At 60.8% G+C, this 12,895-nt stretch carries 17 protein-coding genes; 12 read left to right on the forward strand and 5 right to left on the reverse strand.

All coding sequences use genetic code 11. The annotated features are described in order from the left end of the window. The first annotated feature begins 11 nt into the window (after nt 1-11). Genes ACR0JW_RS14405 through rnc form a run of 7 tightly spaced genes read left to right on the forward strand, consistent with a single transcriptional unit; the run spans nt 12 to nt 4,550 of the window. A complete protein-coding gene (locus ACR0JW_RS14405) occupies nt 12-710 on the forward strand; it encodes a DUF2062 domain-containing protein (protein WP_170681536.1) in 699 nt (232 codons plus the stop codon). Then, the gene (locus tag ACR0JW_RS14410) at nt 703-1,449 is read left to right on the forward strand and encodes a pyridoxine 5'-phosphate synthase (RefSeq protein ID WP_170681534.1); all 747 of its coding nucleotides are present in this window, start codon (nt 703-705) and stop codon (nt 1,447-1,449) included. Before ACR0JW_RS14405 ends, ACR0JW_RS14410 begins: the two co-directional genes overlap by 8 nt. After that, entirely contained in the window at nt 1,446-2,069 is a 624-nt protein-coding gene (locus ACR0JW_RS14415; RefSeq protein WP_170681532.1) for a LysE family translocator, read from the forward strand. The genes ACR0JW_RS14410 and ACR0JW_RS14415 overlap by 4 nt, the downstream gene beginning before the upstream one ends. Further along, nucleotides 2,069-2,560 carry a hypothetical protein gene (locus ACR0JW_RS14420; protein ID WP_170825210.1) on the forward strand — a complete coding sequence of 164 codons (492 nt, stop codon included), beginning with the start codon at nt 2,069-2,071 and terminating at the stop codon, nt 2,558-2,560. The genes ACR0JW_RS14415 and ACR0JW_RS14420 overlap by 1 nt, the downstream gene beginning before the upstream one ends. Next, nucleotides 2,557-2,976: a holo-ACP synthase gene (gene acpS, locus ACR0JW_RS14425; protein WP_170681528.1), complete on the forward strand. Its 420-nt coding sequence runs from the start codon at nt 2,557-2,559 to the stop codon at nt 2,974-2,976. Before ACR0JW_RS14420 ends, acpS begins: the two co-directional genes overlap by 4 nt. 57 nt (nt 2,977-3,033) lie before the next feature. Beyond that, a complete protein-coding gene (gene lepB / locus ACR0JW_RS14430; protein ID WP_480714106.1) occupies nt 3,034-3,873 on the forward strand; it encodes a signal peptidase I in 840 nt (279 codons plus the stop codon). Further along, entirely contained in the window at nt 3,870-4,550 is a 681-nt protein-coding gene (rnc, locus tag ACR0JW_RS14435) for a ribonuclease III (RefSeq protein WP_170681524.1), read from the forward strand. Before lepB ends, rnc begins: the two co-directional genes overlap by 4 nt. Before the next feature lie 114 nt (nt 4,551-4,664). Here rnc and ACR0JW_RS14440 read toward each other — a convergent pair whose 3' ends face one another. Beyond that, a complete protein-coding gene (locus ACR0JW_RS14440) occupies nt 4,665-6,041 on the reverse strand; it encodes a multicopper oxidase family protein (RefSeq protein WP_480714107.1) in 1,377 nt (458 codons plus the stop codon). 158 nt (nt 6,042-6,199) lie between these two features. Here ACR0JW_RS14440 and era point away from each other — a divergent pair, with 158 nt between their 5' ends. From era to ACR0JW_RS14455, 3 genes are all read left to right on the forward strand, one after another. Further along, a complete protein-coding gene (era, locus tag ACR0JW_RS14445) occupies nt 6,200-7,108 on the forward strand; it encodes a GTPase Era (RefSeq protein WP_170681521.1) in 909 nt (302 codons plus the stop codon). Further along, entirely contained in the window at nt 7,105-7,434 is a 330-nt protein-coding gene (locus ACR0JW_RS14450; RefSeq protein WP_170611913.1) for a DUF1491 family protein, read from the forward strand. The genes era and ACR0JW_RS14450 overlap by 4 nt, the downstream gene beginning before the upstream one ends. A gap of 113 nt (nt 7,435-7,547) precedes the next feature. Continuing rightward, nucleotides 7,548-7,871 (forward strand): SemiSWEET transporter, encoded by a 324-nt coding sequence (locus ACR0JW_RS14455; RefSeq protein WP_170611911.1) that lies wholly within the window; start codon nt 7,548-7,550, stop codon nt 7,869-7,871. Nucleotides 7,872-7,899: 28 nt separating this feature from the next. On the opposite strand, the gene ACR0JW_RS14460 is transcribed toward ACR0JW_RS14455, so the two are convergent. Further along, complete coding sequence (locus ACR0JW_RS14460; protein WP_170681520.1) at nt 7,900-8,205, reverse strand: antibiotic biosynthesis monooxygenase family protein; 306 nt, start codon at nt 8,203-8,205, stop codon at nt 7,900-7,902. A 126-nt stretch (nt 8,206-8,331) separates the two neighbouring features. Between ACR0JW_RS14460 and recO the strand changes: the two genes are divergently transcribed. Continuing rightward, nucleotides 8,332-9,057, forward strand: a complete 726-nt coding sequence (gene recO / locus ACR0JW_RS14465) for a DNA repair protein RecO (RefSeq protein WP_170681791.1) — start codon at nt 8,332-8,334, stop codon at nt 9,055-9,057. On the opposite strand, the gene ACR0JW_RS14470 is transcribed toward recO, so the two are convergent. The 3 genes from ACR0JW_RS14470 to ACR0JW_RS14480 form a co-directional block, all read right to left on the reverse strand. Then, complete coding sequence (locus tag ACR0JW_RS14470; protein ID WP_170681519.1) at nt 9,041-9,433, reverse strand: META domain-containing protein; 393 nt, start codon at nt 9,431-9,433, stop codon at nt 9,041-9,043. The two genes, recO and ACR0JW_RS14470, sit on opposite strands and share 17 nt — an antisense overlap. Before the next feature lie 50 nt (nt 9,434-9,483). Further along, nucleotides 9,484-10,038 carry a hypothetical protein gene (locus ACR0JW_RS14475; protein ID WP_170681518.1) on the reverse strand — a complete coding sequence of 185 codons (555 nt, stop codon included), beginning with the start codon at nt 10,036-10,038 and terminating at the stop codon, nt 9,484-9,486. 254 nt (nt 10,039-10,292) lie between these two features. Then, nucleotides 10,293-11,984 (reverse strand): acyl-CoA dehydrogenase family protein, encoded by a 1,692-nt coding sequence (locus ACR0JW_RS14480; protein WP_170681517.1) that lies wholly within the window; start codon nt 11,982-11,984, stop codon nt 10,293-10,295. A gap of 144 nt (nt 11,985-12,128) precedes the next feature. Between ACR0JW_RS14480 and ACR0JW_RS14485 the strand changes: the two genes are divergently transcribed. Next, nucleotides 12,129-12,893: a sulfite exporter TauE/SafE family protein gene (locus ACR0JW_RS14485; protein ID WP_480714108.1), complete on the forward strand. Its 765-nt coding sequence runs from the start codon at nt 12,129-12,131 to the stop codon at nt 12,891-12,893. Nucleotides 12,894-12,895 lie beyond the last annotated feature (2 nt).

Raw genomic sequence — 12,895 nt, forward strand, 5'->3', positions numbered from 1 at the left:
GGTGATCACGAGTGGTTTTCAAGCGCCGAGACCGACGCTCGCCTGCCCGGATCGCTTCGGAATTTGTCTATCCCCGTGGGGGCTGGACCCGTGCCTTTCACTATGTCAAACACCGCGTCCGTCGCCTGCCTGACACGCCTGAACGCATTGCGCGCGGAATCGGGGCAGGGGTCTTTGCCGCATTCACCCCTTTCTATGGTCTGCACTTTCTGGTCGCGGCGGTCGGCGCGCGGCTGATCAACGGCAATATCCTGGCCTCCCTCAGCGGTACGTTTTTCGGCAATCCTCTGACTTATGTCCCCATCGGTGTGATCTGCCTACAAACCGGGCATTTCCTGCTGGGAACCGAGTTCGAAAAAAGCGAAACCCGGGGTCTGATGGGCAAGTTCGCCGATGCCATGGGCGATCTGAAGGACAATTTCTTCGCGATGTTCACCGACCGGGTCGCAGACTGGGACGGACTGAGTATCTTCTATAGCGAGGTATTTTATCCCTACATGATCGGGGGCGTCCTCCTGGGCCTTCTGGCCGGGATAATCTGCGGGTATCTCAGTCTCCCGCTGATCCGCAAATACCAGCAACGCCGCCGGGCGAAGATCAAGGCGAAATTTGAAGAAATCAAACGGCTGGCCGGCGCAAAGACTGCCGTTCACGAAACAAAGCCTCTAGGCTCGGGCCAAAACCAGAAAAAGGAATCGCGTGATGTCTGACAACTATCTGCGTCTGGGCGTGAATATCGACCACGTGGCCACCGTGCGCAACGCACGTGGCGGGGACTATCCCGACCCTCTGCGCGCCGCAAGGATCGCGGAAGAGGCGGGCGCGGACGGCATCACCGCGCATTTGCGCGAAGACCGCCGCCATATCTCGGACGCCGATATCGACGGGCTGATGGAGGTTCTGACCGTGCCCCTGAATTTCGAAATGGCCGCGACCGACGAGATGCAGAAAATTGCCCTGTGCCACAAACCGCACGCAGTGTGTATTGTCCCGGAAAAGCGCGAGGAACGCACCACCGAAGGCGGGCTCGAAGTCGCGCGCGAGGAAAACAAGCTGGCCCATTTCATCGCCCCCCTGCGTGATGTCGGCTGCCGCGTGTCGATCTTCATCGCCGCCGACAAGCGCCAGATCGACGCCGCCCACCGCATTGGTGCCGAGGTGATCGAACTGCATACCGGCGCCTACTGTGATTTCCACGCCGAAGGCCGCATGGAAGACGCCGCGCGCGAGCTGGAAGCGCTGCGCGAGATGTCCAAATACGCCCATTCGCTGGGGCTTGAAGTTCACGCGGGCCATGGCCTGACCTATGAATCGGTCAAACCCGTTGCCGCTTTCCCCGAGGTGCGCGAACTCAATATCGGCCATTTCCTGATCGGCGAGGCGATTTTCCGAGGCCTAACACCAGCGATTGCCGAGATGCGCCGCCTGATGGATGAGGCGCGGGCATGATCACGCCCACCTTCGTCGCGATCTGGTTTGCCTGGCTGATGGCTGGGGACTCTCCGGGCCCGGCGACGATGGGCATCGCGGGCACCGCCATGAACGAAGGCCGCCGCGCGGGCCTGGTGTTTGCATTGGGCATCTGCGCCGGGTCCGCTGCATGGGGCATCGCGGCGGCGCTCGGGCTGTCGGCGATCATGCTGGCCAATGTCTGGGTGTTCGAGGTGATCCGTTATATCGGCGTGGCCTATCTGGGCTGGCTGGCTCTCAAGGCCCTGCGCCGCGCCTTGTCCGCGGATGAGGTCGCGCCGGGCAACCCGGTCACGGGCTCGCTCCGCACGATCTTCGCCAAAGGTGCCGCCATCCACCTGACCAACCCCAAGGCGATCCTCAGCTGGGGCTCGATTTACGCCATCGTCGCCCCGAATGACGCCAGCCTTCTGATGTTGCTGGGCTATTTTGCAATGCTCTACGCAGGCTCACTGCTCATCTTCATCGGCTACGCCTTCCTGTTCTCCTCCGCTCGCATGGTCCGCGCCTACCGCCGCGCCCGCCGCTGGTTCGATTTCGCCTTTGCCGGGTTCTTTGGCGTGGCGAGTTACAAGATACTGACGGTGCGGTTGTCGTGATGAAACAACTCGAGACAGCAAGCCCATTGAAAACTCTTTTCAAATCTCATGAAGATGTTGGCTTGAATCGTCTCGGCTTCTTGTGCTTCGTCTTCGTCGATCTGATTGGACTGTATCTAGTAAAGTGGTGGTTCGAAATCGAATGGCCATTCGCAACCCTTCCACTGGGACTGGCGATGTTTTTGGCAGCTATGTCCTACGGAATGGACAAAGGTATTCGCGGCAAGCCTCTTGGCGATAGCTACAAAAGTTGGATCATCGCACGTCAGATGGTTCTCACAACTTTGGCGGCGGTAGTGGCGCTGATAACTTTCGCACTCGTTTTCGACGGCCCCTCAGATATCAACGTTCTGAGCAATGTGGCCCTGATAGCAGGTGCCGAGTTCTCGCTTTGTATGATCGTTTCATTTGTGCTGTGCCGCTATGCTTTTGTTTTCGGAGTTAAGCGAGGATATTCGGCCTTTCTGAAAAAGGAAAAGCAAAGCCAATGATCCTCGGCATCGGCACAGACCTCGCAAACATAGACCGCATCCAGGGCACGCTCGACCGGTTCGGCGACCGGTTCCGCAACCGTGTCTTCACCGAAACCGAACAGCGCAAGGCCGAACGCCGCGCCGATACTGCGGGCACCTATGCCAAGCGCTGGGCCGCAAAAGAGGCGTGTTCCAAGGCGCTGGGCACCGGTCTGCGCATGGGCATTGCGTGGAAAGACATGGCCGTGACCAATCTGCGCACCGGCCAGCCCATTATGCACGTCACCGGCTGGGCCGCTGAACGGCTGAAGGAAATAACGCCCGAAGGTTATGAGGCCATCATCCACGTCACCCTGACGGACGACCACCCCTGGGCGCAGGCCTTTGTTGTGATCGAGGCGCGCCCCGTTCAAGATCGCCCCGCACAGCCTTGACTTGCCCCCGGCCGACCCGCATGTAGCAACCCAATAAGCCAAGGACCGGAGAGCAGTATGGCCGAGGAAGCCAAATCAGGTAACGCCGTCTGGGAGACGATCAAAACCATCGTCTATGCCCTGCTGATCGCGGGCATTTTCCGTACCCTGTTCTTTCAGCCCTTCTGGATCCCGTCCGGCTCGATGAAGCCCACCTTGCTGATCGGCGACTTCCTGTTCGTGAACAAGATGGCCTACGGCTACTCCTACGCGTCCTGCCCCAGCGTGATCATCCCCAGCGTCGGTCTGAACATCGATGCCGAGGATATCTGCGGCTGGATGCAGGGGGATGACAATACACGCATCTGGGGAGGCGAGCCCGATCGCGGCGATGTCATCGTTTTCCGCCACCCCGTCACAGGGCGCGATTTCATCAAGCGGCTGATCGGCCTGCCCGGCGACCTCATTCAGGTCCGCGACGGGGTAATCATTCTGAACGGCACTCCCGTGCAGCAAACCCCCGACGGCGTGTTCACCGAAATCGCCGAACCGCAAGGCCCGCAGGGTCTGCGCCCGCGCTGCGAAAACGGCCCTGTCGGCATTGGTGGTGCCTGTGAAAAAAGCCGCCTGATCGAAACCCTGCCGAACGGTGCTTCCTACGAGGTGCTGAACATCCGCAATCAGGGGTCCGACAACACCGGCATCTACACGGTGCCCGAAGGCCACTATTTCTTCATGGGCGACAACCGCGACAATTCCAGCGACAGCCGCGTGCCACAGTCCGCAGGCGGCGTCGGCTATGTTCCTTATGAAAACCTGATCGGCCGCGCCGACCGGATCATGTTCTCGTCCGCTGGCCGTTCGATGCTGTTCTTCTGGACCTGGCGGGGCGACCGCTTCTTCAAGGCGGTCAATTGAAGCTTTCAGCCGAAATAAAAGCCTTCCAGCAGCGTTTGGGGTACGAGTTCAAAAGCCCCGAACTTCTGCTGCGCGCGCTGACCCACGGATCGGTGTCCTCGACGACCCGGCCCGACAATCAGCGGCTCGAGTTTCTGGGCGACCGGGTCCTGGGCCTAGTGATGGCCACCGCCTTGCTTGAGGCAGACAAAAATGCCTCCGAAGGCCAACTGGCCCCGCGATTCAACGCACTTGTTCGCAAAGAGGCCTGCGCCGACGTGGCCCGCCAAATCGATCTGGGCGCGGTCCTGAAACTGGGCCGGTCCGAGATGCTGTCCGGCGGGCGCCGCAAACAGGCCTTGCTGGGCGACGCGATGGAGGCGGTGATCGCCGCCGTCTACCGCGATGCGGGGTTCGAGGCGGCCCGCGATGTCATCCTCGCGCTCTGGGGCGATCGTATTCACAAGGTCGAGGCGGACGCCCGCGACGCGAAAACCGCGTTGCAGGAATGGGCGCAGGCCCGCGGTCAAAAACCGCCCGCTTACGTCGAAGTCAAGCGCAGCGGTCCGGATCACGCCCCGGTCTTCACCATCGCTGCCCGCCTGCAGGACGGAACCGAAGCGCAGGCCACCGCCGGATCGAAACGGCAGGCGGAACAGGCGGCAGCCAAGGCGCTGCTTGAAGACCTCGCGAAATAGCCCGACAGGGATCATTCTTCATCTGGCCGAAAATATCCCGGGGGTGAGCCCGGACGACATCCGGGCGAGGGGGCTGGCCCCCTACCGGTCGGATTGGCGCGGCCGATCCGACGCTTAGACCACCCGGATATACGCGGTCAGCCCGGTTTTCTGATGCTCGATTACATGGCAATGAAACGCCCAGTCGCCGGGATTGTCCGCGACCAGCGCGATCTCGGCCACCTCATCCTTCAGCAACAGCATCGTGTCCGTCATCAGGGGCGGCAGTTGGCGCAGGTTCGATTTCAGCGGCACAAAGGCCAGCCCATGCAGGTGGATCGGATGCAGATTGGGCGATTCATTGCGCAGCCGAAGCACATAGGTATTGCCCGTCTCCAATGTGGCCAGCGGGCCGACACCTTGGGCCGCATCGCCGGGCCACGGGGTCCTGTTGACCGACCAGAAATTGTAACCCGGCGAACCGCAGAACCCGTTATTGGGCGCGCCGCCCTCGGGTGTCCAGCCAAAGACGAATTCGTGCACCTCGGCCCGCGCCAGATCCGGCCTGGCGACCGGGTTGATGGGCAGGGGACGTAGGTCCCGCAAGTCCCGCGAAAGCGTGGCTCCGACAGACCGCAGTCGCGCCATGGCAACCGGTGCACTTCCCGGCAATTTCGCCATCAGATCGACGGTCCGCTCCTCACCTGCAGGCATCACAACGGCAAAATCGACCCGTTGGCCGGGACCGACCAGCAAGGGGTCTTCCACGCTTGGCATCGGCAGCGCGATTTCGACCGGATGACCGTCCCAGGCGATAATCCGCGCCTCGGCTCCGGCCAGATGCAGCTTGTAGATGCGGGTCGTATCCGAATTGAGAACCCGCAGCCGCACTAGGCTGCCCGCCGCATGATCATAGGCTGGCCCTGTTAGCCAGTTCGCCGTCTGAACATTCCCGAACGTACCCGCCCGCGCGGCCCCGCGCGCGTTAAAGGCAGGCAGAAACTGCCCGTCCTCGCCCAGACGGAAATCCCGCAGGTTGATCACCTGCTCACTGTCAAAGCCGGGGTCTTCGGCCTCGGCGATGACCATCACCCCGGCCAGCCCATGGGCCATCTGCTCCATCGTCATGCAATGGGGGTGGTACCAATACGTCCCCGCGTCCGGGGGTGTGAACTCATAGGTAAAGACCTCATCCGTTCCGATCGGCATCTGGGTCAGATAAGGCACCCCGTCCATCTGGTTGGCAATCCGCATCCCGTGCCAGTGCATGGCGGTGTAATCGGGCAGAGTGTTGCGCACCGGCAGGCGCATCACCTCACCCTGCGTGCCATACAGAACCGGCGGCGGTGCGTCGGGTGACAGGCTGACCATGCCCGTGGTCACCTGATCCTTAAGCGCAAAGCTGGCCGGTTGAATGACCAGTTCCTGCGTACCTGCTGCCAGTCCCAATCCACCCAGACTCAATGCGCCTGCGGCAGCCCCACTGCCCAAAAGAAACTCACGGCGTTTCATATGTGCCTTATTTTCGGATTTGATCGCCTGGCTGGGTTCGGCTGAGCGCACGGTATTCGTGCCATCCCGGACGCATGGCGGCAATGCGACAAATCCCTCTGGCCCGCATGGCCAATCTGCTATAGGGATGCGCAGTTGCAAACAGGATCGCATTGAACATGACCACACGCGCCGGATTTATCGCACTGATCGGAGAGCCCAACGCAGGCAAATCCACCCTGCTGAACCGCATGGTCGGGGCGAAGGTTTCCATCGTGACACACAAGGTGCAGACCACCCGTACCCGAATTCGCGGCGTGGCGATGGAAGGCGACGCGCAACTGGTCTTTGTCGACACGCCGGGCCTGTTCAAGCCCCGCCGCCGCCTGGACCGCGCCATGGTCGCCGCCGCTTGGGGCGGGGCGGCGGATGCCGATGTCGTCGTGCTGATGGTCGAGGCCCATCGCGGCATCACCGAAGGGGTCGAGCGTATCCTCGAAGGTCTCGAGGAGATCGGACAGGGCCGCACTGTCGCGCTGGCCATCAACAAGATCGACAAGGTGCCGTCCGAGAAACTTCTGGCTCTGACAAGCGATCTGAACGCACGCTATCCGTTTGCCGAAACCTTCATGATTTCGGCGGAAAAGGGCCATGGCGTCGATGACCTGCGCAAATGGCTGGCCTCGGAACTGCCCGAAGGTCCGTGGCTTTACCCCGAGGATCAGATCGCCGATCTGCCCCTGCGCATGATCGCCGCCGAGATGACGCGCGAGAAACTGACCCTGCGCCTGCATCAGGAACTGCCGTACCAGCTGACCGTCGAGACCGAGAACTGGGAAGAACGCAAGGACGGTTCCGCCAAAATCGATCAGGTCATCTATGTCATGCGCGATGGCCACAAGGGCATCGTGCTGGGCAAGCGCGGCGAGACGATCAAGGCAGTCAGCCAGGCCGCGCGGGCAGAGTTGGAAGAGTTCCTCGACCGCAAGATCCACCTGTTCCTGCAGGTGAAAGTCCGGCCCAACTGGCTGGAAGAATCCGAACGCTATTCGGAAATGGGTCTGGATTTCAAAGACGGCAACGCATGACCCGACTGACGGCGGAATTCTGGGTCCATGCCTATCTGGCGCGGCTTCGCTTTCAGGAAATTCCTGCCTTCGTCGTGGCCCATGGCGACGACACGGCAGGCGCGGTGCTGATCAAGCTGAACACGCTTGACGGGCAGGCCACGGCCTTCCAGCGCAGCTTTGATCTGATGAGCGGCGAACGCAAATGGGTCGAACTGTCCGGCGGCCCCGAGCCGGACGTGGACGCCGCCATCCAGCGCCAACGCAGCTTTGACCCCGATCTCTGGGTGATCGAGGTCGAGGACCGGCAGGGCCGGCATCTGTTGGGGGAAGAGGGGTTGGAATGATCCCTGCTTCGAAGGGTCTTTGACGCACGGATCAAAGCGTCTATTTTGAACCTGCTCCTGGCCAGAACGGACTGGCCTATCCGTGGAACAACACAAGACGATGAGGTGTTCGCGTGGCTGAAACACTCGCTGAGAAACTGGAAAAATCCGAGCTTGGCCACTGGATGCAGCGGTTCGAAGGCTTCATGGTTTTCGTCGGGGTCTTTGGCCCATTCGCTACCCTTCCGCAATTGATCAAGCTCTACTTTACTCACTCCCAGCACGCCACCGGTCAATCACTGCTTTCGTGGTCGCTCTATGCCGGTCTGTCGTTTCTGTGGTTCGCCTACGGGCTGGTGGTAGGCAAACTGCCGATTTACGTGGGCAACGGAATCTCGATGGTGCTGAATCTGCTCATGGTCATCGGCATCCTGATCCACGCGGGCGTGACGTTCTGACCTCGCATTCTGTGGAACCACTCTGGCCTTACCACCCGCCGCTTTTCTGCGTGATATCGTGCCCGGTGGCGCTGAGCGTATCACCGGCAAACGTTTTCACCTTGGGCGCAAACGCCTGAAAATAAGGCTGCGATTGCACATGGGCCAATGTCTCGGCACTGTCCCAGCGTCCCCAGTGAAATCGAGACACACCATCATCGGCCACCGCGACCTGATAGGTGAACTTCCCCACAGCCTTGGGGTCGGCGTCGATCGCCGCGATGAACGTGTTTACGGCTTCCAGCCATTCAGTCTCATCGCCATCGTAGCGATATGTGATTGTAATTCCGCGCATCGGATCTCATCCTTATTTAACTCTAATGTTAATTAGAGAGTGATATCGCCTGCACGTCAAGCTTTCATGGTTGCGGTCCAGGCTCGCCACAGGTCAAATGGGCACAGCAAACGGCACGGGGCCCATGTGGACTGGCGCGATCACGGCATACTTCTGACCTCTCGCCGCCACGGCGAAACGGCGGCGATAATTGAGGTCTTTACCCAGACCCATGGACGGCATGCCGGTGTCGTACGTGGCGGGGCCAGCCGCAAGATTGCGCCGATCCTGCAGCCCGGTGCGCAGCTGGATGTGCTGTGGCGGGCGCGGCTTGAAGAACATATCGGAACCTTTCAGGTCGAACCCCTGCGATCGCGCGCGGCGGCGGCCTTTTCAGGACGTCTGGCGCTGGCCGGGCTGAACACGGTTTTGTCGCTTCTGTCCTTCTGCTTGCCGGAGCGGGAACCGCATCCGGGCATCTACAAGCAAACCGAACAGCTGATGGACCTGCTGGGGCAGGATGACATCTGGCCACTGGCCTATCTGCGCTGGGAACTGGCCCTGCTGGAAGAGTTGGGTTTTGGCCTCGACCTGTCGGCCTGTGCGGCGACCGGCGCAACCGAAGGGTTGATCTATGTCTCGCCTAAATCGGGCCGCGCCGTCAGTGCCGCCGGCGCCGGAGAATGGGCCGACCGGTTGTTGCCGCTGCCCCCCTGCCTGCGAGGCGAAGGGCAGGCACCGGATGCCGAGATCGTCGAAGGGTTAAAAACAACGGGCTATTTTCTGGAACACCGCGTGGCGCCTGCACTGGGCCACCACCCCTTGCCAGCGGCCCGGGCGCGGTTTCTGGATCAGCTCACTCGACGGCTTTGAACACCATCTCGTGCCCGTCCTCATTGCGCAGGATCAGCACGTCGCCCGACACCTCGGACTGGGTCATCGCCAGCAGGGCCGCGAAATAAAACCCTTCGGCCTCAAGCCCCGCACAGGCCGCGCGGGTTGCGTTCAGGTCGGTGACCTCGAACCACGGATAAGGCGCGTTCAAGATGCCGCTGTAGCTGTTGCAAGGCGCGTTGCCTTCGATCCTGCCCTCTTCGGGGAACCGCAGCAGAGCGCTGGCTTCAAAAGACTGCCCGTCGATTTCCTGCAAGTTCCATGTGCGGTCCGCCGCGCCATAGGCGGCCACGGATTCGTCCCGGTCGCATTGCAGCAAGGCCAGCAGGGGCAGAGTCAGGATCAGGCGTGTCATGACGGTGTCTTATCCTTTTGCGGACGGTGGCGAAACCTGCGCGGTCCGGATCAATAAGGTATCTCGCCGCTCAGCAATTCCGCGCGCACCTCGCTTCGGGGCCGCCAGTTATACTTGGTATCCTCACGCACGGGTGCCCAGTGCAAGGCGCCGCTGTTGCGCCACGGGTCCAGGATAATGCCGTCATACAACGACGCCCCCGTGGCGCTGATCGATGCCGAATGGTGGATGATCCGGAACGCCGTCGGCGGAGATGTGGCCCAGTTCAGGTCCAGCGTGCGGAAATCCTCCTGCCGGAGCCGCTTCGTCATGGCCTCGGCCCAGTCATTGCACAACCCATATTCGCGAAAACCGTTGATGACCTTGGCGTTGTGGATGATGGCCGGATCCTCGACCTGCCATTCCCGCGCCAGACGCTGCGAATAGGTGTAAGCGATTGTGGCGGCCTTTTGCGCTTCGGCCGGGTCAACGTCGGGCCCGAGGCCTCCGATCGCTTGCGCCAGCGCGTCGATGTCGCTTTGGCCCGCTGTCGGCTGCGTGGTCGCGCAGCCGCTCAGGGCGAGCGCGGCGATGGTTGCCCAAAGTGCAAAGAGTATTCTGGTCATTCTTTGTTTACCAACTGCCCGTGTGGTTCCGTCTGTTCCACGGGATGCTCTACCCCAGTTTCGCGCGGAATCAGAGGGGGAAATTTTCATGCCCCTATTTAGTGGCAAATCCCGGTCCGCACCCGGCCAATGCCGGTTTGCTCATGTACAAAACGAACTGCCGGAAGGTCCATGCGCGAACAAATCCGGCAGATCAAGAAAAGACCCGGCGCAAGACCGGGTCCAGTTGAGGAAACAGAGATGCCGAAAAGCGGTCAGCCGAGCAGACGTCGCGCGATAACCTGAGCCTGAATTTCGGCAGCTCCTTCGAAAATGTTCAGAATGCGCGCATCGCACAGCACGCGGCTGATCTTGTATTCCAGCGCAAAGCCGTTGCCGCCATGAATTTGCAGCCCGTTATCCGCTGCCGCCCATGCGACACGCGCGCCTAGCAGCTTGGCCATTCCGGCCTCAAGGTCGCAGCGCTGGCCATGGTCTTTTTCCCAGGCGCTGAAGTAGGTCAGCTGCCGCGCGATCATGATCTCGACCGCCATCATGGCCAGCTTGCCAGACACACGCGGGAAGTTGATCAGAGATTTGCCAAACTGTTTGCGGTCCTGCGCGTATTGGATGGCAATATCCAGCGCGCATTGCGCCACGCCAATGGCGCGTGCCGCCGTCTGGATACGCGCGGATTCGAAGGTTTCCATCAACTGCTTGAAGCCTTTTCCTTCTTCGCCGCCCAGCAGGTTCTCGCCCTTGACGTGGAAGCCGTCAAAACCCAGCTCGTATTCCTTCATGCCGCGATAGCCCAGCACCTCGATCTCACCGCCGGTCATGCCGGGGGTGGGGAAGGGGTTTTCATCCGTACCGGGCGTCTTTTCTGCCAGGAACATGGACAATCCGCGGTGATCGGTGGTGTCGGGATTGGTGCGCGCCAGCAGGGTCATCACATGGGTGCGCGCCGCATGCGTGATCCAGGTTTTGTTGCCGGTGATCTTGTAATCACCGTTCTCGTCCTTGACCGCACGGGTGCGCAGGCTGCCAAGGTCCGAGCCGGTGTTGGGTTCGGTGAATACGGCAGTTGGCAGAATCTCGGCGTTGGCGATCTTGGGCAACCATTGCGCCTTTTGTTCATCCGTTCCGCCCGCGATAATCAACTCGGCCGCGATCTCGGACCGGGTGCCCAGCGAACCGACACCGATATAGCCGCGCGACAGTTCCTCGGACACCACGCACATCGAGGCTTTGGATAGACCGAACCCACCGAATTCTTCGGGAATGGTCAGGCCAAATACGCCCATTTCCGCCAGTTCTTCAATGATCTCGATCGGGATCAGTTCATCCTTGAGGTGCCAGTCATGCGCGTTCGGTTCGACCTTTTCCTGCGCATAGCGGCGGAACTGGTCGCGGATCATTTCAAGCTCTTCGTCCAGACCCGAGGCGCCGAACATGGTGGCGCCGGACTGATCCTGCATCAGCGCGACCAGACGGCTGCGTGCGGCCTGTGAATTGGCCTGTGCCATCAGGGTTTGAACTTCGGAACACTGGAACCCGGACAGCGCGTCCCAGCCCAGCCCCAGATCCTGCAGGCGCACAACCTCGCCCTGGTTCATCGGAATGCCGCCCGCGACCTGATGCAAGTATTCGCCAAAGGCGATCTGGTGTAGCAGCTGTTCGATTTCACTGAACTTGCCGTCGGCCTCCAGCGTTTCGGCCCAACGCTGCATCTGTTGCAGGGATTGGTTATAGGTGGCCAGCCATGCAAGGCCGTGCGCGGCGGTCTGGTTGGCTTCGATCAGTGCCCCCGAAATCTTTCCGTCAGCGCTGACCATATCGCGGACGGATTCCCGCGCCCGTTCAAAAACCGCCTCGACCGCCGGAACGGCAGCTCGGGTCAGGGTCAGCAGATCGGGCAAAATCGCAGGTGTCGTCATCTGGGTCATATCCTGTCCGTCATGGGCCATGAATCACGTCCTTCTCTGGGTCGTCTGGTCATATCATGCTGCACGTGCAGCGCAACAAAAATACGAATTTTGCAGGTAAAAAGTTCAAAAATTACCCGGTGAGTTTTGCAGTGCAGAGAAATCTGGGAGTGGTATCAACGAGGCATGACATGGTTTTCAATACTCTCGACACAGGATCTGGCGCTGGCCGTTTCGATTGCCTTACTTGCCGGGTGCATCAAGGGAATGGTCGGATTTGCCATGCCCATGGTTCTGGTTTCGGGGCTGAGCATCTTCCTGCCGCCCGAATGGGCCGTGGCCGGGCTGATCCTGCCAACTTTGGTCACAAACGGAGTTCAGGCGTTGCGCCAAGGTGTCCCCGCAGCGGTGTCGTCCATCCGACGGTTCCGTGTGTTTCTGATCGTGGGGCTGCTGTTTTTGTTGGTGGGCGCACAACTGGTCAGCCTCGTTCCGGCGCGAACGCTGTTGCTGATGATCGGCGCACCGGTGACGTTCTTTGCACTGATTCAGGTCTTGGGATCAAAGCTGACATTGTCGAAACCTTCAGCCTGGATTGAGGCGGCGATGGGTTCGGTTGCCGGTTTCGTGGGCGGCATGTCAGGCATCTGGGGGCCGCCGACCGTGATGTACCTGACGGCCCTCAACACGCCGAAGGCAGATCAGATGCGGGTTCAGGGCGTCGTTTACGGGCTGGGTGCGGTGGCGCTGGTTTTTGCCCATCTGGGATCAGGCATCCTGCGCATGGAAACGGCCGCATTTTCCGGTTTTCTGATCGCACCGGCGGTCGTTGGGTTGTGGGCAGGGCTGAAGTTCCAGGCGCGGATTGATCAGGCTCGGTTCCGCAAGGTGACGTTGATCGTGTTGCTGATCGGCGGCCTGAATCTGCTTCGCCGGGGGCTGACGGGTTGAAG

It is taken from the genome of Ruegeria sp. BG6, assembly GCF_056538465.1.

Coding starts and splice junctions, on each gene's coding strand:
- ACR0JW_RS14410 (WP_170681534.1), top strand. CDS start 703: ATGTCTGACAACTATCTGCGTCTGGGCGTGAATATCGACCACGTGGCC.
- ACR0JW_RS14415 (WP_170681532.1), top strand. CDS start 1,446: ATGATCACGCCCACCTTCGTCGCGATCTGGTTTGCCTGGCTGATGGCT.
- ACR0JW_RS14420 (WP_170825210.1), top strand. CDS start 2,069: ATGAAACAACTCGAGACAGCAAGCCCATTGAAAACTCTTTTCAAATCT.
- acpS (WP_170681528.1), top strand. CDS start 2,557: ATGATCCTCGGCATCGGCACAGACCTCGCAAACATAGACCGCATCCAG.
- lepB (WP_480714106.1), top strand. CDS start 3,034: ATGGCCGAGGAAGCCAAATCAGGTAACGCCGTCTGGGAGACGATCAAA.
- ACR0JW_RS14440 (WP_480714107.1), bottom strand. CDS start 6,041: ATGAAACGCCGTGAGTTTCTTTTGGGCAGTGGGGCTGCCGCAGGCGCA.
- era (WP_170681521.1), top strand. CDS start 6,200: ATGACCACACGCGCCGGATTTATCGCACTGATCGGAGAGCCCAACGCA.
- ACR0JW_RS14450 (WP_170611913.1), top strand. CDS start 7,105: ATGACCCGACTGACGGCGGAATTCTGGGTCCATGCCTATCTGGCGCGG.
- ACR0JW_RS14460 (WP_170681520.1), bottom strand. CDS start 8,205: ATGCGCGGAATTACAATCACATATCGCTACGATGGCGATGAGACTGAA.
- ACR0JW_RS14470 (WP_170681519.1), bottom strand. CDS start 9,433: ATGACACGCCTGATCCTGACTCTGCCCCTGCTGGCCTTGCTGCAATGC.
- ACR0JW_RS14475 (WP_170681518.1), bottom strand. CDS start 10,038: ATGACCAGAATACTCTTTGCACTTTGGGCAACCATCGCCGCGCTCGCC.
- ACR0JW_RS14480 (WP_170681517.1), bottom strand. CDS start 11,984: ATGGCCCATGACGGACAGGATATGACCCAGATGACGACACCTGCGATT.
- ACR0JW_RS14485 (WP_480714108.1), top strand. CDS start 12,129: ATGACATGGTTTTCAATACTCTCGACACAGGATCTGGCGCTGGCCGTT.